We start from the raw sequence: 17,950 nt of genomic DNA, 5'->3' as shown, positions 1-17,950 counted from the left end.
GTATTGTCTACCCCTTGAGTGGGTGTTTCAACGATTTACCCTTTTCAAGCGCTAAAGAGTACACCGCTGAAAGCCCCACTCAAGGAGGCTTTACCTCTTTACCCAAACTGCCTAATTACTTATTTAACTGAACCGCGAATCATCGCTGTGACTCCTGTGCGGGAAAGCTCACGGATGCCATAAGGACGAAGTAATTCGACCATAGCATCTATTTTATCTGAATCTCCTACAACTTGCACGATAATTGAGGCTGGCCCAATATCTACAACTGCTGCGCGGAATGTCTCTACAATACCGAGTATTTCCGGACGCATAATCGGTTCTGCATTTACTTTAATGAGTGCAAGTTCTCTGGCAACCATTGGGTTCGAGCTTAGGTCGATGACTTTAATGACATCAATCAGCTTGTACAATTGCTTAGAAATTTGCTCAAGCGTGTTGTCGTCTCCTGTGGTGACTATAACCATTCGGGAAAGTCCGAGTTCTTCGGACTCCCCTACGGTGATGCTTTCAATATTGAAGCCTCTGCGTCCGAACAAACCGGATACACGCTGCAGGACACCAGGCTGATTGTTTACGAGTACGGAAACTGTATGTTTAGTTGTCATTATTCCGAATCCCCCATTAACATGTCACTAATTGTATCGCCTGCTTTAACCATTGGGAACACATTCTCTCCTTTTGGCACGACGAAATCAATAACGACAGGACCCGGTGTATCGAGCGCTTCCTGCCATGCTCTTCTTGCTTCTTCCTTCGTCGTGGCACGCAAGCCTTTTACGCCGTAAGCTTCTGCCAGTTTCACGAAATCGGGGCTGCCAGCCAGGTCAATGTGGCTATAGCGGTTATCATAAATGATCTCCTGCCATTGACGAACCATGCCCAGCACTTGGTTGTTAATAATAACAACCTTCACCGGAATGTTGTTAATCGCACAGATCGCAAGCTCTTGCGCACACATTTGAACGCCGCCGTCGCCATTAATGGATACAACGAGTTTATCCGGGTTACCCATTTGAGCACCAATCGCTGATGGGAATCCGAAGCCCATCGTGCCAAGACCACCGGATGTAACCAAGGAACGCGGGTTTTTGAAGCGATAGAATTGAGCAGCCCACATCTGATGCTGTCCAACGTCTGTTGTAATAATCGCTTCGCCTTTCGTCGTCTCACTAATCATTTCGATAACGAATTGTGGCTTCAATTCCGTCTCGGTATTGCCGTATTTCAGAGGGAACTTCTCTTTGCTTTCCTGAAGTTCAGCAATCCACGCTTCGCTCTTCGCAGGCTTTGCTTTGGTGTTCGCATATTCCAGAACAGCTTTCACGTCGCCAACACATGGGATATCGGTCTTCACGTTCTTGCCAATTTCCGCAGGATCAACGTCAATGTGAGCGATTTTCTTCACTTTTGGAGCAAAACCATTCAAATTCATCGTCACGCGATCATCGAATCGGGAGCCGATAGAAATCAAGAGATCCGCATTCTGAATCGCTGTGTTCGCTGTAAATGTTCCGTGCATCCCTGGCATTCCAAGCCATAGCTCATGAGCGCTTGGGAAGCCGCTTAATCCGAGTAAGGTCGTTGCAACCGGAATCTGTGTTTTATTAACAAACTCGATTAATTCTTTGGATGCGTCTGCGTATACAACACCGCCACCTGCAATAATGACTGGACGTTCTGCTTCTTCGATAGCTTTGATCAGCTTATCCACTTGCAGTTTGTTCGGTTGCACCGTTGGGTTATAACCGCGGATACTTACATCCGTTACGGGTTTATATATCGTTTTATGAGCGGAGACATCCTTTGGAATGTCAATGAGAACCGGACCTTTACGACCTGAGTTCGCAATATGGAACGCTTCATGAATGATGCGCGGTAGATCGTTTACGTCTCTAACCAAGTAACTGTGCTTCGTAATCGGCATTGTAATACCGGTAATATCAGCCTCTTGGAAAGCATCCGTACCAATGAAGTTTGTAGCCACGTTACCTGTAATGACGACTAACGGAACGGAATCCATATATGCTGTAGCAATTCCTGTGACGAGGTTCGTTGCCCCCGGTCCGGAAGTTGCGATACATACGCCAACTTTACCTGTGGAACGTGCATATCCATCAGCTGCGTGAATGGCGCCTTGCTCATGTCTAGTCAATAAGTGGTTAAAATCATCAAAACCATGCATAGCATCGTAGATGTACAAAACAGCGCCGCCCGGATATCCAAAGACGCAGTCCACACCCTCCAGCAATAAGCTTCTTAGCAGAATTTCGGAGCCTGTAATCAGGTCCGGCTTCATAAGCTTCTCAATCAATTCTTCTTTTGATCTCTTTGGTTCAGTTTGAACATTCATTGTGATCCTCCTCTCAAAAAGTAAGTTCATGTGAATCATCGAGCTTTCTTAGACAATAAGAAAAACCCCTATTCATCCCATACACGCACGTAACGTGTAAACGGGACGAAAGGGGTTCAAGCTTCCGTGGTACCACCCAAATTTGCTACGCGCCTCACAGCACATAGCCTTAGCAGGTATGCTCATGAAGAACAATACCCTCAGCACGATAACGTGTGCTCTTCCGATTTCCCCTATTGCCTACGGTTGTGCCGCAAGTTTCAGGAAAACAGCTCCGAGGTGACTTCGTACGTAAGGGATTAAGGCGATGGTTTCAGCAAGTCCAACGCTCTCTGCGCATAAGTGCCCTTATTACTTCTTCCTCTTCATAGCCGATTCATTAGTGTAGATCACCATATATAATATGATTTAGAGATTATTATATGCATCCCCTGAAGAATAGTCAATAGTAAAACTGAATAAAACCAAATCTTGTGAGAGAAGATAATACCAATCTAGGAAAATTAGGGGGCTACTGATGAAATCGTCCCTGCCAATCCCTTTTCCGCTTTCAACCGACCTGCAAGAGAATATTGAACTGCTCCTGAATAAGCTTTAACCATTAGTAATTTGACCGCTACGATTGAGGGCGTAGACCTCTTGGCAGCTCCCTTGGACGGTAATACCGCCATTATGGCTGTTAAATCCCCCGATCTTCGGTTTATTAGCCTGCGAGGACGTTTCTAAGCTAAAGGGCGTTAAAGCTACAGAAGACATTGCGAATGAGGAAGTTAAGAACTTAATGACCAAAGCCTTTCAATCTGCTATCGAGAAAAATGCGGATGTATTCGGATTTGCAGATGTGATACCCTTTTTAACGATGCTCATTATTGTATTACTTGCTACTTACGCGGTTGCCATGGGTATCGAAACATTCTTCAGAGTGAGTGAGGCCCTGTTACCACTCATTTTCCTAAGTTACGGAGCATTGATATTATTGATTTGATTTCTGGAATCCTCCACAACAGGCCGTTCAGTTAATACAGATATTCTGGAGCGACTTGACGTTATGGTCACTTTGCTCTTATTTATGGGTTTATTTGTAAAAATGATCAATTTATACTAGAGGGCCGTCTATGCATGTACCCAACGTAAACATCGTCGATCAGAAACACCTTCCAACGTTTAAACCTCGTCCATTTTATGCAAAAAGAAGCCTGTTCCCTAAAGGGAACAGGCTTCTAAGAACGCAATTACGCGTTTACTTTTGCTTTTGCAGCTGTTGCCAAATCGTTGAACGCTTTGGAATCATTCACAGCTAGATCAGCCAAGATTTTACGGTTAACTTCGATACCAGCCAATTTCAGGCCGTGCATCAATTTGCTGTAGCTCAAGCCGTTTTGACGAGCGCCTGCATTGATACGTGTAATCCACAGTCTGCGGAAGTTACGTTTCGTTTGACGACGGTCACGGTATGCATACACTAAAGATTTCATTACTTGTTCTTTAGCTGTTTTAAATAAGCGATGCTTGGAACCGAAATAACCTTTTGCTAGTTTCAAAATTTTCTTACGACGGTGAGCGCGAATAAATCCGCCCTTGACTCTTGCCATTGTTAACTACCTCCTGGGATGTATAAATAATGTTCGAATATTAACCTTTAATGTTAGAAAGTTGTTGTTTCAGACGACGTACATCGCCTGGAGCCATAACTGGGTTTGTTCCAAGAACACGTTTAGTACGTGATGATTTACCGGAAAGTAAGTGATTTTTACCTTGTTTGTATCTCATCACTTTGCCTGTGCCAGTAATTTTGAAACGGCCTTTCAAGCTGCTGTGTGTTTTCATTTTCGGCATGGTGTTTTGTTCCTCCTAATTTAGTATAACGCCTAGGTAGTGACTTTCGGCGTTAAGATCATGATCATGCTTCTTCCCTCAAGCTTTGGAGCGCGCTCCTGTGAGGAAATGTCAGCTGTTTCAGTAGCTAAACGTTCAAGCACTCTACGGCCAATCTCCGAGTGCGCTATTTCACGACCACGGAATCTTACGCTGGCTTTCACTTTATCGCCTTCGCCAAGAAACTTAACGGCATTGCGAAGCTTTGTTTGGAAGTCGTGCTCATCGATTGTCGCGCTTAAGCGAATTTCTTTGATATCCACGATTTTCTGATTCTTGCGAGCTTCTTTTTCTTTCTTCTGTGTTTCATAACGGAATTTACCGTAATCCATAATGCGGCATACTGGCGGCTTAGCCGTCGGTGCCACATTTACCAAATCCAAATTCGCGTCAAGTGCGATTTGAAGAGCTTCGCGAATCGGCGTGATGCCGAGTTGTTCTCCGTCCGCCCCAATCAGGCGTACTTCCTTCACACGAATCTCGTCATTAATCATATGGTCTTTGCTAATAGTATTCCACCTCCAAAAAGTATGTAACGCTCTCTCTAACAATATAAAAAAGATGCGGGCGCAGTGGCCCACATCTTCATCAATAACAGGTTCATGCAAACCTATTGTACATTCATGACGATTCATTCAAACCAGCCAACAGGTGTCGGTCAGGTGAGAAGCGGGCGCTTCTGCTTTTACTTGAAATATAATATCATCTCATTCAGAGAAAGTCAACTCACTTGTTTACTTTTCATTTCGTCTAGACGAATCACACGTGTATGCTCCGTATGGCTCCATTGTTTGTTGTTTTGCGTGAAGAACGCATAGAACGTAATTGGCCACCATGAAAGCATAAACACTGGATAAAGAATTAAATATTTATATACTTTGCCAGGAGCCTTCTCAACCAACATGGAAATAGGCAGTAGTACATAAATCGCTATGCTGACGGTGTTAAAGAAAATAGGATTGATATCGGCAAGCATAGGTGTGTCTGACCAACCTGGAGTCACCGATTTAATCCAAAGCAGCACAGAGATAATCGCACCGAAAAAGAAGTTATATACGTTAGCGGAGTAGATAGCCGCGTCAATCTTGGTCCAGCTGCCCTCTTTGATACCTTGCCACAATAGGGGGAAGAAATAACGCTTGGCCACATCAAAGTGTCCTTGCATCCAGCGCAAGCGCTGTTTGGCTGATACTTTAAACGTCAATGGCTTCTCATCATAGACAATCGCCTCGTAGTTGTAAGTCGGGCGAATACCGAGCTTGATACAACGCATCGAGAACTCCAGATCCTCAACAAGGCTCGTAGCTCCCCATCCGATCTGTTTTAGCAGCTTGGATTCAAAACACATTCCTGTGCCACCCAAGTAGTTAGCAAGCCCTAAGTTCGTACGGGGCATTTGCCAGAAGCGGTTTGCAAAATAATACGAGATTGCATAGGAGCCAGTAACCCAGGAATCGGTCGGGTTCTTGCTGTCTAGGTAAGCTTGAATAACTCTGGAACCTGAGCAAAGATCATTGTTCATGTGCATCAAATAATCAGGACTGGAAAGATTGTCGGCATCAAACATGACAATGGCGTCATACTGACGCTCCCGCTTCCAAAGCACCTTCAGCATCCATTCGATCGCATAACCTTTCCCTCTCAGGTTCGGGTTGTGACGTTCCATGGCATGAACACCATGACTACGTGCAATATCCGCTGTATTGTCTGTACAGTTATCACAAATCACGAAGATGTCATAAAGCTCTTTGGGGTAATCCAAAGCCTTCAGATTCTCGATCAATGCGCCAACGACCTGCTCCTCATTATGAGCGGCAACCAATACGGCAAACGATTTCTGGGGAGCAAATTTCTGTTTGTTTCTGGGACGGTACCATCCGAAAAAAGTTAAAAACAACTGATACGCACCGACCAAGGCCAAGCCAATTTGAAAGGTAAGCATAATCTTGTCAAGCATGAAGCAAAGTCCCCCTTTTTTGTTTATGCACACAAGCTATCTTTTTATACGCGTATGCGCAGTTTTATGTACCATGTGAATAACCGTTCTTGATTTTCCTCTCTTTCCACCAATTTGTCAAAGTTCACAATGACGGAATAAAAGCCATTTCTCTGAGATTTGAGCGGAAAGCGCACAGACTATGCAGCATGTGCTTGAAATCAGATCGTTAAAGTCCTGTTTTCAACGTTTTTCATTTTATTGTGTACCAAAAGTTCACCATTTAGACGAACACGAACAAGCCGCCCCCATGTGATACGGGGTTTATTATAATTCACCTGAGCTCTCCCTGACAACTTTTGCGTGGCTTCCCCTATTATTGGATCATACGTGTTGAACGTAAGTGAGGCTGATTTGCAGATGTCCTATAGACCACTTCTTCATAGCTGGCCAACAATTGGTTAAATATGTGATCCCAAGATTGACGCAGGGCAAACTCCCTGCCCTCAATGGCAAGTCTATGACGAGTCTCCTGTGATTCATACAATCTTACGATTGCTTGTGTGAAAGCAGCAACATCGCCAGACGGACATAGTAAACCCGTCACTTCATGCTCAATAGTATCTTGTACCCCGCCAGCAGCAGCTCCAATCACCGTTGTCCCAGAAGCCATGGACTCCAGTACAACATTGCCGAAAGTCTCTGTCGCCGAAGGAAAAAGAAACACATCTGCAGCCGCATAGAGCTCAGCTAGCTGTGTCCCCTGAACGAATCCGGTAAAAGTAACTCCTAAAGCCCCTCCATAACATTCGCGCAGCACTCCGGCAGACGGTCCGTCACCAGCAATAATTAGATGGCAATCATCTCTGATAGCAGCTGGCAGTGCAGTAAAACTATCTAGTGCGACCTCTACACTCTTCTCAGGGGCTAAACGCCCGACATAAAGCATAACGAACTTTGCAGGATCAACGCCATATGTCCCGAGTACTGACTTTCGGTCGACAATCGGCTGGAAACGTTCCGCGTCGACACCGCGGCTCCAAATCTCTAAATGACTTAACCCTTTGGCTTGTAGATGCTGCAAGGTAGACATCGAAGGCACATACACCTTCTGACAGCTTTGATGAAACCATTGCATGTATTTCCAGAGCGTAGGCTCCACCCAAGGAATTTTATAATGACTCAAATATTGGTCGAAGTGAGTATGGTAGGACGCAACTAATGGCGTTTTGTGTTTGCGAGCATGGTGCAAGCCAAAAAGTCCCAAATTGAAAGGGGTTGCACAATGAATGATTGTAGGCTGAAAGGCATGGAGGGATTTGCGAACATTGAGGGGATTTGGGATAGCTAAGCGACATTCGGGGTACAATAAAAAGGGAATACTGTAAAAACGTTCTACACGGAACGGATCGTTGTCACCTTCTGTCATACTAGTAGGGGCAAACACTTTGCATGCCACATCTTTGGATTCCAAAAACCGCGTCCATCTGCCAAGTGTTTTGGCAACTCCATTTACATCTGGCAGGAATGTATCTGTAAATAAGGCAACTCTCAACCTCATCAGCCCCTTTACTATTTACCTTCAATTCCCTTATTTCACATCATGCTAGCACAAGATTGTTATCGGAAGATCAGATGAACGTTAAATTGAATTTCTTAAAATTTATTACTGAGTTAATCTTCCTTTAATAAATGTTCTTTACAATAAGACTTAAGAAAGTAACCGAAGCAGCGAAGGAGGCTACTACTCATGAGCAGGGTCGTACACTGGCTTCAGCATCATGAAACACGCGTATTCCACTTTGTGAATCAACGTATCCAGCACTTCTTCCTTGATCATTTCTTTAATAAAATCACACATTTAGGCGGGGCCACAGCCTCCATTGCGATATCCTTATGCTTTGCATTGTTCGGGCAAGGCCCGCTGCGGACAGCAGGTATTCAAGCTCTCCTTGCCTTAACCATCAGTCATATTCCAGTTGCTATTATTAAAAAGAAATACCCAAGACTTAGACCTTACCTGGTACACCCTCAAACCATTACTTATAAAAATCCGCTGACGGATCATTCCTTTCCTTCCGGGCATACAACCGCTATCTTCTCAATCATTTTCCCTTTTGTTACAGCCATGCCTGTACTTGGACTTATTCTCATACCGCTCGCATTAATCGTTGGTCTATCACGTATCTACCTAGGGCTGCACTATCCTTCCGATTGTATCGTTGGATGTTTAATTGGAACGACGGCTTCTCTAGTGACAGTAGCTTTCTGGGGGTAAACGAATGGATGTCTTGCATGGTAAAAAACGGGTTCTCATTCTTTCTGAAGGCTTTGGAGCCGGACATACGCAAGCAGCTTATGCACTTGCCGTAAGCTTAGAGCAGCGTTGTTCTACAATCGAAACACGTGTATTAGAATTAGGCTCATTCCTGCACCCGACGTTAGCACCTTGGATCATCCATGCTTACAAAAAGACACTAACCTCTCAGCCCAAGCTGTACGGCCGATTGTACCGCTCTCAATACAAAAAATCGCTCAACCGCTTGACGCAATTGGCCTTACATCGCATTTTTTATGCACAGACAGCGGCGATTATCCAGCAGTGGGCTCCTCAAGCTATTGTCTGCACGCACCCTTTTCCCAGTGTTGTGGTATCTAGGTTGAAAAGAGCTGGCTTAGACATTCCGTTATGTACGGTCATTACGGACTACGATGTCCATGGGACTTGGGTCAGTAGAGAAGTAAATAAATATATGGTTTCGACAGAAGACGTCAAAAATAAATTGCTAGGCCGCGGTATCACGGCAGCTCAAGTCGAAATTACTGGAATTCCTGTTCATCCAAGCTTTCGTGTTGCTCACGATAAATCGATGATTCGACAACAATTCCAGCTGGCATCTCTGCCTACCGTACTAGTTATGGGAGGCGGCTGGGGATTAATTGGCGGCGATTCGCTCAGTGAGCACCTGATAACATGGAGAGATCGGATCCAATTCATATTTTGCTTAGGCAATAATGAGAAAGCATTAGCAAAGCTGACGATGGACGCCAGATATCAGCATCCCAATATCCATTTGCTTGGGTTTACCCAAGAAATCGGCAAGTTGATGGAAGCTTCCGATTTGCTTGTTACGAAGCCTGGGGGTATGACCTGCTCAGAAGGGCTTGCAAAGTCGATCCCCATGCTGTTCTACGATCCGATACCGGGTCAGGAAGAAGAGAATGTCCACTATTTTACTCAACTTGGCTTTGGCGAACCGATCCGATCTGCAGATACAATTGCGAACTGGTTATCGATGTTGGCAAGTCGCTACACGGATGTAGAGGCTAAGCGCGTTTCTAATTATCATAAAAAGAAGATGTATCTTCCCTCAGCTGATTGTTCAGAGGTCATTATGCAATTGCTTGGATAATTCGTGTAACAAAAAAGCTAATCTCCTACCGCAGTTTATGCAGTGGAAGATTAGCTTAATTTGTGTATAAACCTATTCCGATTTGGCTTTGTTCAATTGTTCCAGATGAGAAGCAAGCACATTTTCACCAATAACCACTTCACAGCGATGAATATTCATGCCTTGTCCGGCGAACTTTGTTTCGTATTCTGTCATAACATGGTCAGGATGAATCCCATCCACATGCAGATTTAAGGAAATATTTCGCATTCTCAGTCCCATGTCTGCAAAAGAATTGAGCGAGAATTCGAACAATGATTGCGAATCGGTTTTCAAGTGAATCTCGCCGTTCGCATTTAATATTTGCTGATATTTCTCAACAAAGCCCGGATGCGTTAAACGTCTACGAGCGTGCTTTTTCTTCGGCCATGGATCACTGAAATTTAAATAAACTCGCTCTAATTCACCTTCAGCAAAAGCTTCCTCAATATGTTCAATATTGAAAAGCATGAGCTTCAAATTCGGAATGCTTGGCGCAGACTCTGCCTCATCATCCGTCTTGATTTCATGAGCATTCTTTGCTTTCTCACTTGCTTTGCGAATCAATTCGTCATACATATCAACACCAATGAAATTAATGTTCGGATATTTCTTACTCATTTCACTAATGAAGCGACCTTTGCCCATCCCAAGCTCGGCATGAATCGGGTTGTTGTTACCGAATAACTCGGCCCATTTGCCTTTATATTCCTTGGCATTTAAAACAACGAGTTCCTTTTGACGTTCTATATCTTCTCGAATTCCTTTTCTTCCCCGTAAACGCATCTACTTTTTGCCTCCTACACGTACAAGCTATCGAATACAAATCATAGACGATTCGAGGAAAAAAATCAAAGGGAATTACACTTCCAGGGTATGATAATCAATGGTATTCGATGTGGCTGGAAACAGCTTTTGCTCCAAAGACCGCAGTACTTTTCGTCTTGCGTTCTTCGAAATGCTCGGGTCTTCAGCGTATTTCACGCCACTGCTCAAAGCGAATGCTTCTTTAATGGTCAACTCGACGGATAACGTATCGGTATCTAGGGACATCTTAACCAACTCATTCACCTGCTTTCCTTCTGCCTCATTAATGATAGCTTTCGTTAGGACGATGTTCTTTATGAATGGCAGATCATTCTAGCGACAAAGAAAAACGCCCTCCAATTGGAAGGCGCATTAAAATAATAGCTATTTATCTAGCTTCATCTCTTCGTTTGTCTTTCCCTCTTAGGCCAGTTAAGCCTAACAGACCTAATAGACCAAGCCATCCCCAATTCGTACGAGTGCCACTTGTTGGGGTAGTCGCGTAAGTTCGATAAGATGAAGTATCATAATTTCCAGTGTGTGTACCAGGGTGTGTACCCTTAATACTCATTCGGTCCATCATATTGTTACCATATTCATTGATATGACTAATAACACCAGAACCTGTTCCTGTCCCGGAATAGGAACCTGTACCAGTACCGTACCCCGTATAGGGGGCAGGTGTGCCAGTTGTGCCAGTTGTACCCATACCTGTCGTAGCATCATAATTACTTCCTGTATATCCCGATGTTGTCGTAGTTCCTATCCCCGTAGTTCCTGGCGTAGCACTTGGCGTTGTCCCCATTACAGTGTTAGCCAATGCACTAGTTGCCCCAAAGCTTAATGCTGTTGTCAGAGCTACCGCCAAAGTAATTGTACGAAACTTTTTCACTTGTTCAAATCCCCTTTCGGCATGTAATAGTTATGCAAAGTTATCATGCTCCGTATGGCTCTCTTTTAACGGGGAACTTCTTGGAAAGGCAGGGGTCGCTTTCATGCTTCAATTTCGCTACAATAGGTTGGAAAGAAAGGAGCAACCATATGTCTACAATTACTCAGGAGTCGCCTCAATTATGGGGGGACAAACGTTTCCATACATGGAATTATGAAATGCGTGAAGCTTTTGGCGGGAAGGTTTTTAAAGTCATGCTGGATGCAGGTTTTACTTGCCCCAACCGTGATGGCAATATTGCAACCGGTGGCTGCACATTTTGCAGCGCACGGGGGTCAGGTGATTTCGCCGGAAGCCGCCGCGATGATCTGGTTACCCAGTTTAATAAGATTCGTGATCTCCAGCATCTGAAGTGGCCGGAAGCCAAATACATCGGCTACTTTCAAGCTTATACGAATACGTATGCACCAGTTGAGGAGCTGCGGGAATATTATGAAGTTATTTTAAAGCAGCCAGGCGTTGTGGGTTTATCCATTGCTACCAGACCGGATTGTTTACCAGATGATGTGATCGAATACTTGGCGGAGTTGAATGAACGTACCTATCTATGGGTCGAAATGGGCCTTCAAACCGTACATGAATCAACCTCTGAACTCATCAATCGCGCTCACGACACAGGGTGCTATTTGGATGCGGTCGCCAAGCTTCGAAAGCATAATATTCGCACATGTGCACACATTATTTATGGATTACCTGGGGAGACCCACGAAATGATGCTGGATACCGGACGAGCAGTCGCTCAAATGGATGTTCAGGGCATTAAAATCCATTTACTTCATTTAATGCGTAAAACACCTATGGTGAAACAATACGAAGCCGGCTTGCTTCAGTTCCTCGAAAAAGACGAATATGTGAAGCTTATCGCTGATACGCTCGAATTTCTGCCACCGGAAATGATTGTCCATCGCCTTACTGGAGATGCGCCCCGCGATCTACTGATTGGTCCGATGTGGAGCCTCAAAAAGTGGGAAGTCCTGAATGCTTTTGATAGCCTTTTGAAAGAAAGAAATACTTGGCAGGGTAAACTTTGGAAGGGCAAAGCTAACCAAGGTTAAATATAAAAACCATAAAACCAAAATAGATTATTATCCGTTTCCTTTATATAGGTAGAATGACTAAAGGAGATGGATGATCATGATGATGAAACGAGCTCAAGTAGCCATTGTTGGGATGATGCTAATTGTCGCTGGATGCGGAGGAGAGCCGGCGCCAGTTGCCGTGGCGCCAAGTTCTGTGGCACCGTCAACGTCACCGACGGCGGTAGTAAGTGCGTCGCCGGTTGCTGCAGCGCCGGCAACACCCGCAGCCGCTACGGTGCAGCCGGCGGCAAGCAGCACTCCACAGCCGAGCGCAGCGGCGACAGCGAAACCGACTTCTGCTGTAGCGACACCAGCAGTGAAAGAGGCGGCTACGGCGAAGCCGGCGCCGACTGCAACGCCAGCGCCTGCCAGCGCGGCGCCATCCCCATCCGCTAAGCCTGCGGATGGCGGCACCAGCACCGCAGCGCAGGCGCAGGTGCTGTACAAGGACAACTGCATGTCCTGCCACGGGGCAGGGCTTGCAGGCGACTTCGGGCCGAACCTGACGAAGGTCGGTTCGCACAAAACCAAGGATGAGATCATTGCGCAGATCATGGGAGGTAAAGGCGATATGCCACCTTTCAAAAGCGCACTGAAATCCGAAGAAATCGAAGTGCTAGCCGCATGGCTAGCAGACAAAAAATGATCGTATAAGCAGCATGGAGGGCTTTCATCGCATGGGTTTTGTTTCGGTATTAAGTTTTGCTCATCAACTAATTAATCAGCGGGCTCAGCCGGGCGATACCGTCGTCGACGCGACCCTGGGCAACGGCGTGGATGCCTTGTTCTTAGCGAAGCTGGTCGGCACCCGCGGCAGCGTTTACGGCTTCGATATCCAGCAGCAAGCACTGGATCAAACAAAGATGCGTCTGGAGAAAGAACTTCCAGACGCATCTTCTTGTGTGCACATGAGCCTATGCAGCCATGCGCTCATGGAGGCGGCTGTGCCGCAGGACCGCCACGGCAAGGTCGCCGCGGTCACGTTCAATCTCGGCTACCTGCCCGGCGCGGATCCGGCAACCATTACGAAGCAGGAATCCACCATTCCTGCTCTCGAGGCTGCCCTCCGCCTGCTCCGCAAAGGTGGTATCGTGACCATCGTGCTCTACAGCGGACACGATGGAGGCTCGGAAGAAGCTGCAGCCGTCGAAAGCTGGGCCCACCGCCTTCCACTCGCAGCCTTTCAGGTGCTGCGCTACCAATTCATGAATACCAGCCCGCATGCTCCCTATCTCTTAGCTCTAGAAAAAAGATAGACGCATGATATAATGCTAGAGAGTGCATTAGCACTATTAGGTAGGAGAAATTAGAGAAGAAAGTAGGGATAGTTAGTGAAATCATACCCGCTTCAATTTCAACCTGAAATGAAAGAACGTGTCTGGGGTGGAAGAGCCTTAGAAAAGTTTGGTTTTCAGCTTCCAGAAGGCGCTATTGGCGAAGGCTGGATGATTGGCGATCACCCGAATGGAACGACGAAGGTTATTAATGGCGAATTAGCAGGGCTTGGTCTAGACGAAATTCGCGAAAAATACGGCAAAACGTTGTTCGGCACGAAAGGATTTTCCGAAAAAAACGGCCGTTTCCCACTACTCATCAAGTTATTGGATTGCGAAGACGATCTTTCCGTACAAGTACATCCGAATGATCATTACAAGAATTTGGCTGCCGGCGAGCTCGGCAAAACAGAGATGTGGTACATCCTTGATGCCAAGCCCGGCGCCAAAATTATATATGGCATGCAAGAAGGCGTTACACGTGAAAGCTTAGCTCAAGCAATAGCAGAAAACCGCATTTTGGACTGCTTACAGGAAGTGCCTGTTGAAGCCGGTGATTCCTTTTACATCCCAGCAGGAACTGTCCACGCTCTTGGCGCTGGCGTCCTAGTTGCCGAGATTCAGCAAAATTCCGATACGACCTATCGTTTGTACGATTATAATCGTCCTGGACTGGACGGTAAACCTCGTGATCTTCATATTGAAGATTCGCTCAACGTTATCGCGTATGAAGGCTCCGGCTCCACTTTCATGAAAACAGATTTAAATGAGGCTGGCACTTGGTTAACGCTCGCCCAGTCTCCTTTCTTCACCGTGGAAAAAGGCCTAGTAGGACCGAAATGGGAGCTAAGCACTTCTCCTGAAAGCTTCGTCATCCTCGTTATTGCAGACGGTAACGGAACCCTCCAGTGGGCAGATGGCAGCATCTCCACGAAGCCTGGCGACTGCTTCCTGCTTCCTGCCAATCTTGGCAGCTATGCGCTAGAAGGCAATATGACGGTTATTCGCAGCTACTTGCCTTAATTGATGTTCGATGAAGAACGTCCCACTCATGTTTTGATGAATAAGGGGCGTTTTTTTGTTATTCCTAATGCATCTGAGCTTGCGCGTTGGGGATTACTAACTGACGGGGAGATCACTTTGGGGCTTACTTGAATTGGTACCTATCATCAGATTAGATGTAAAAAGTGCATCTAATCTAGCCAATATGCTCGATTCCATGAGAATACATGTAAAAAGTACATCTAATTCGACGAATATGCTCCGTTTTGGTGGAATATGCGGAAATTAGACGCACTAAATACATCTAATTTCCTGAAACCAGAGACAAGACCGATATTAGATGCACTATTTGCATCTAAATGAGAAGATACATAAACTATTCAAAAGTGTCTGAATGGGGTCATTTTGCTGATATATTGTTTACTTGGAGCAGAAAGCTATATTATGGATTAGTCCAAAAAGGCTCTCCACCTATCATCTCTAAGATGATTGTGGAGAGCCTTTTCTATACCCAGCTATTATTCTTCGGATAAGCTGCTCTCTTTTAAAATAACGTCGTGCGCTCCGCCTTCAACAAGACTGGTTGCGGAAACGAGCGCAATTCTCGCTTTGCTCTTCAGCTCGTCCAAGCTTAATGATCCACAGTTGCACATCGTTGACTTTATTTTGCCAAGCGTCTTGTCCAGGTTCTCCTGTAGGCTTCCAGCATATGGAACATATGAATCGACGCCTTCCTCAAACAAGAGCTTGTTTTTGCCGCCCGTATCATAACGCTGCCAGTTGCGGGCACGATTGGAGCCTTCTCCCCAGTATTCTTTCACAAAGTTGTTTCCAACTTTCAGCTTTCTGGTCGGGCTCTCATCGAACCGTGCGAAATATCGGCCCAGCATAACAAAATCTGCGCCCATCGCTAAGGCTAATGTAATATGGTAGTCATGTACGATACCACCATCGGAACAGATTGGAATGTAGGTACCTGTTTCTTTGAAGTATTGATCTCTGGCTTCAACAACTTCCATGAGGGAAGAGGCTTGTCCGCGGCCAATCCCTTTTTGCTCACGAGTGATACAGATAGACCCGCCGCCGATGCCGACTTTAATGAAGTCCGCTCCTGATTCCACAAGATAAAGGAACCCTTCACGGTCTACAACGTTACCTGCACCGATCTTCACATTGAAATTCTCTTTCACATACTGAACCGTTTCCCGCTGCCATTCACTATAACCATCTGAGGAATCGATGACCAGAATGTCTACTCCCGCTTCAACAAGCGCAGGCACTCTCTCTTTGTAATCCTTCGTATTAATCCCCGCACCAACAATATAGCTTTTGTTACCGTCTAAAAGCTCCATCGGATTTTCTTTGTGCTCATCGTAATCCTTGCGGAAAACGAGGGTGTCGAGCTTCTGATGCTCATCCACAATCGGTAAACAATTCAGCTTGTGATCCCAAATTAAATTGTTAGCCTCCGACAAAGTAATTCCTGATTTGCCGTAAATCAATTTATCGAAAGGCGTCATAAATTGATGTATTTGGCGATCGAGAGGGTCACGACTTGTCCGGTAATCCCGCCCCGTTACAATACCAAGCAATTTTCCATTCGGTGTACCATCGTCGGTAATAGCAACTGTAGAATGACCTGTTTCTTCTTTCAACGCCAGTACATCACTTAGCGTATGCTGGGGAGTTAAGTTCGAGCGGCTAACTACAAATCCTGCCTTGTACCCTTTTACTTTACGTACCATAAGTGCTTCTTCTTCAATCGATTGCGAGCCAAAGATAAACGAAATCCCGCCACTCCGCGCCAAAGCAATCGCCATTCCATGATCGGATACGGCCTGCATGACAGCAGATGAAAACGGGATATTGAGCGAGATCGCAGGCTCCTCACCTTTATTGAATTTAACTAACGGTGTCTTAAGCTTCACATTCGCCGGTGTACATTCCTTCGTCGTAAGATTAGGAATCAACAAAAACTCACTAAACGTGCGGGATGGTTCTAAGTAATACGTAGCCACTTTACGATTCCCTCCTTGATCCATAGGTAAATTTTTTCAATCTTATCACTGAACCTCACCTGTGGTCAATGGATTTTTTTAGCAATACCAATAAAGGCGTTACAAAACGGCGACCTATCGGCAGCTCGCTCTGTAACGCCTAAAAACCAATTTTACACCGGCTATTCGCGGGCGTATTTCACGCATCGCTAACATGTAGCCGTTTTTTCAAAAGATGGACGGACTTAAAGCGGCTTCTTGCCCTCATTTTCGATAAGTGGATCACGCTCATTATCTTCGATGATATTACGGGTAGAGTTGCGAAACTCGCGGAGCGTATCACCAAACGCTCGACCAAGCTGCGGCAGCTTAGACGGACCGAACACGATTAAAGCGATAGCCAGAATTAACACTAACCCAGATACACCAATATTGTTAAACATGAACATCATCCTCTTTTCTTTGTGCTTAATTGAAAGTCAGCTGTTCGCAGGACTTTCCTGCATGGTTCGCCATTGCCAGCCCGCAACCATAACGCTAATTTCAAACAACAAGATTAATGGCAGCGTGACCGATAGATGAGATATCATATCGGGCGGGGAGATGCATGAGCCTATGATCGCTAAACCAACGTAGGCGTATTTTCTCGTCATTTTCAATCGCTGCGGCTTCAGTAGACCGATTCTTGTTAGAAATAGAACGACTACGGGCAATTCAAAGGCGATTGCCATGGGGAATACAACTTCGAACAAAAACGAAAAGTAGCGGTCGATCCCATACGTTTCCACAGCGCCGACCGTGTGATTCATACGTATCATAAAACGAATCATCATCGGGAATACCACCCAATAGCTGAACGATACCCCGATAATAAACAGTGCAAATGACACCGGTATGTAGGGAAGGGTGCTCTTAGCCTCCGCGTCAGTAAGACCAGGACGAACGAATGCCCACACTTGATAAAGCAGCACTGGAATTGTGAACAATAAAGCAACCAGGAAAGCGCACTTCATGTAGATCGTCAGCCCATCCGTGAACGAAAACACGTTCCACTCAATTTCACCTACCAAAGGTTGCGATTTCATATACCGCAGGATTCTAGGTGAAACATACAACCCAATGCTTAGTGTAACCACAAACCATGCGAACACAATCAGCAAACGTTTGCGGACTTCGGTCAAATGAAAGATCCAATCTTCCTGCTCCATCCCTTCACCCCATTAAACAAAGTCCTCTGCCCTACC

Annotated in this window: 20 protein-coding genes; 7 read left to right on the top strand and 13 right to left on the bottom strand. The window is 45.5% G+C overall.

Annotated elements, in window-relative coordinates; all coding sequences use genetic code 11:
- Positions 1-119: 119 nt before the first annotated feature.
- Positions 120-608 (bottom strand): acetolactate synthase small subunit, encoded by a 489-nt coding sequence (ilvN, locus tag AC58UU_RS12965; protein ID WP_057305082.1) that lies wholly within the window; start codon positions 606-608, stop codon positions 120-122.
- On the bottom strand, positions 608-2,353 hold the full coding sequence (gene ilvB / locus AC58UU_RS12960) for a biosynthetic-type acetolactate synthase large subunit (protein ID WP_497316148.1): 1,746 nt from the start codon (positions 2,351-2,353) through the stop codon (positions 608-610). Before ilvB ends, ilvN begins: the two co-directional genes overlap by 1 nt.
- Before the next feature lie 781 nt (positions 2,354-3,134).
- On the opposite strand from ilvB, the gene AC58UU_RS12955 reads away from it, so the two are divergent.
- Complete coding sequence (locus AC58UU_RS12955; protein WP_497316146.1) at positions 3,135-3,338, top strand: hypothetical protein; 204 nt, start codon at positions 3,135-3,137, stop codon at positions 3,336-3,338.
- A gap of 247 nt (positions 3,339-3,585) precedes the next feature.
- Here AC58UU_RS12955 and rplT read toward each other — a convergent pair whose 3' ends face one another.
- The 5 genes from rplT to AC58UU_RS12930 form a co-directional block, all read right to left on the bottom strand.
- A complete protein-coding gene (rplT, locus tag AC58UU_RS12950) occupies positions 3,586-3,945 on the bottom strand; it encodes a 50S ribosomal protein L20 (protein ID WP_028553998.1) in 360 nt (119 codons plus the stop codon).
- Between the two features lie 40 nt (positions 3,946-3,985).
- On the bottom strand, positions 3,986-4,189 hold the full coding sequence (gene rpmI, locus AC58UU_RS12945; RefSeq protein ID WP_171692578.1) for a 50S ribosomal protein L35: 204 nt from the start codon (positions 4,187-4,189) through the stop codon (positions 3,986-3,988).
- 32 nt (positions 4,190-4,221) lie between these two features.
- Positions 4,222-4,722: a translation initiation factor IF-3 gene (infC, locus tag AC58UU_RS12940; RefSeq protein ID WP_047681158.1), complete on the bottom strand. Its 501-nt coding sequence runs from the start codon at positions 4,720-4,722 to the stop codon at positions 4,222-4,224.
- 227 nt (positions 4,723-4,949) lie between these two features.
- A complete protein-coding gene (locus AC58UU_RS12935; RefSeq protein WP_497316143.1) occupies positions 4,950-6,185 on the bottom strand; it encodes a glycosyltransferase family 2 protein in 1,236 nt (411 codons plus the stop codon).
- Between the two features lie 355 nt (positions 6,186-6,540).
- Positions 6,541-7,725, bottom strand: coding sequence for a glycosyltransferase family 4 protein (locus tag AC58UU_RS12930; RefSeq protein WP_497316142.1), 1,185 nt, complete (start codon positions 7,723-7,725; stop codon positions 6,541-6,543).
- Between the two features lie 189 nt (positions 7,726-7,914).
- Between AC58UU_RS12930 and AC58UU_RS12925 the strand changes: the two genes are divergently transcribed.
- Positions 7,915-8,442: a phosphatase PAP2 family protein gene (locus AC58UU_RS12925; protein ID WP_497316140.1), complete on the top strand. Its 528-nt coding sequence runs from the start codon at positions 7,915-7,917 to the stop codon at positions 8,440-8,442.
- A 4-nt stretch (positions 8,443-8,446) separates the two neighbouring features.
- Positions 8,447-9,577 (top strand): MGDG synthase family glycosyltransferase, encoded by a 1,131-nt coding sequence (locus tag AC58UU_RS12920; protein ID WP_497316138.1) that lies wholly within the window; start codon positions 8,447-8,449, stop codon positions 9,575-9,577.
- A gap of 72 nt (positions 9,578-9,649) precedes the next feature.
- Here AC58UU_RS12920 and trmB read toward each other — a convergent pair whose 3' ends face one another.
- The 3 genes from trmB to AC58UU_RS12905 all read right to left on the bottom strand — a co-directional run bounded on the left by trmB (position 9,650) and on the right by AC58UU_RS12905 (position 11,294).
- Positions 9,650-10,381, bottom strand: a complete 732-nt coding sequence (gene trmB / locus AC58UU_RS12915) for a tRNA (guanosine(46)-N7)-methyltransferase TrmB (protein ID WP_171692574.1) — start codon at positions 10,379-10,381, stop codon at positions 9,650-9,652.
- 75 nt (positions 10,382-10,456) lie between these two features.
- Positions 10,457-10,666: a hypothetical protein gene (locus AC58UU_RS12910; RefSeq protein WP_497316136.1), complete on the bottom strand. Its 210-nt coding sequence runs from the start codon at positions 10,664-10,666 to the stop codon at positions 10,457-10,459.
- Positions 10,667-10,790: 124 nt separating this feature from the next.
- Positions 10,791-11,294, bottom strand: a complete 504-nt coding sequence (locus AC58UU_RS12905) for a WGxxGxxG family protein (RefSeq protein ID WP_497316134.1) — start codon at positions 11,292-11,294, stop codon at positions 10,791-10,793.
- A gap of 149 nt (positions 11,295-11,443) precedes the next feature.
- Between AC58UU_RS12905 and mnmL the strand changes: the two genes are divergently transcribed.
- From mnmL to AC58UU_RS12885, 4 genes are all read left to right on the top strand, one after another.
- Complete coding sequence (mnmL, locus tag AC58UU_RS12900; protein WP_497316132.1) at positions 11,444-12,409, top strand: tRNA modification radical SAM protein MnmL/YtqA; 966 nt, start codon at positions 11,444-11,446, stop codon at positions 12,407-12,409.
- A 79-nt stretch (positions 12,410-12,488) separates the two neighbouring features.
- Positions 12,489-13,079: a c-type cytochrome gene (locus AC58UU_RS12895; protein WP_497316130.1), complete on the top strand. Its 591-nt coding sequence runs from the start codon at positions 12,489-12,491 to the stop codon at positions 13,077-13,079.
- Positions 13,080-13,110: 31 nt separating this feature from the next.
- Positions 13,111-13,689, top strand: a complete 579-nt coding sequence (gene mnmM, locus AC58UU_RS12890; protein WP_497316259.1) for a tRNA 5-(aminomethyl)-2-thiouridylate-methyltransferase MnmM — start codon at positions 13,111-13,113, stop codon at positions 13,687-13,689.
- Between the two features lie 75 nt (positions 13,690-13,764).
- The gene (locus AC58UU_RS12885) at positions 13,765-14,730 is read left to right on the top strand and encodes a type I phosphomannose isomerase catalytic subunit (RefSeq protein WP_497316128.1); all 966 of its coding nucleotides are present in this window, start codon (positions 13,765-13,767) and stop codon (positions 14,728-14,730) included.
- A gap of 497 nt (positions 14,731-15,227) precedes the next feature.
- Here the strand turns inward: AC58UU_RS12885 and AC58UU_RS12880 are convergent, their stop codons facing one another.
- The 3 genes from AC58UU_RS12880 to tatC all read right to left on the bottom strand — a co-directional run bounded on the left by AC58UU_RS12880 (position 15,228) and on the right by tatC (position 17,914).
- The gene (locus tag AC58UU_RS12880; RefSeq protein WP_497316126.1) at positions 15,228-16,727 is read right to left on the bottom strand and encodes an IMP dehydrogenase; all 1,500 of its coding nucleotides are present in this window, start codon (positions 16,725-16,727) and stop codon (positions 15,228-15,230) included.
- A 224-nt stretch (positions 16,728-16,951) separates the two neighbouring features.
- Complete coding sequence (locus tag AC58UU_RS12875; RefSeq protein WP_047681186.1) at positions 16,952-17,149, bottom strand: twin-arginine translocase TatA/TatE family subunit; 198 nt, start codon at positions 17,147-17,149, stop codon at positions 16,952-16,954.
- Positions 17,150-17,185: 36 nt separating this feature from the next.
- Positions 17,186-17,914: a twin-arginine translocase subunit TatC gene (gene tatC / locus AC58UU_RS12870; protein WP_497316124.1), complete on the bottom strand. Its 729-nt coding sequence runs from the start codon at positions 17,912-17,914 to the stop codon at positions 17,186-17,188.
- Positions 17,915-17,950 lie beyond the last annotated feature (36 nt).

Source organism: Paenibacillus sp. JT22N1 (assembly GCF_059692155.1).
The sequence above is the reverse complement of the archived record's forward strand: the minus strand, read 5'-3'. Positions and strand labels throughout refer to the sequence as shown.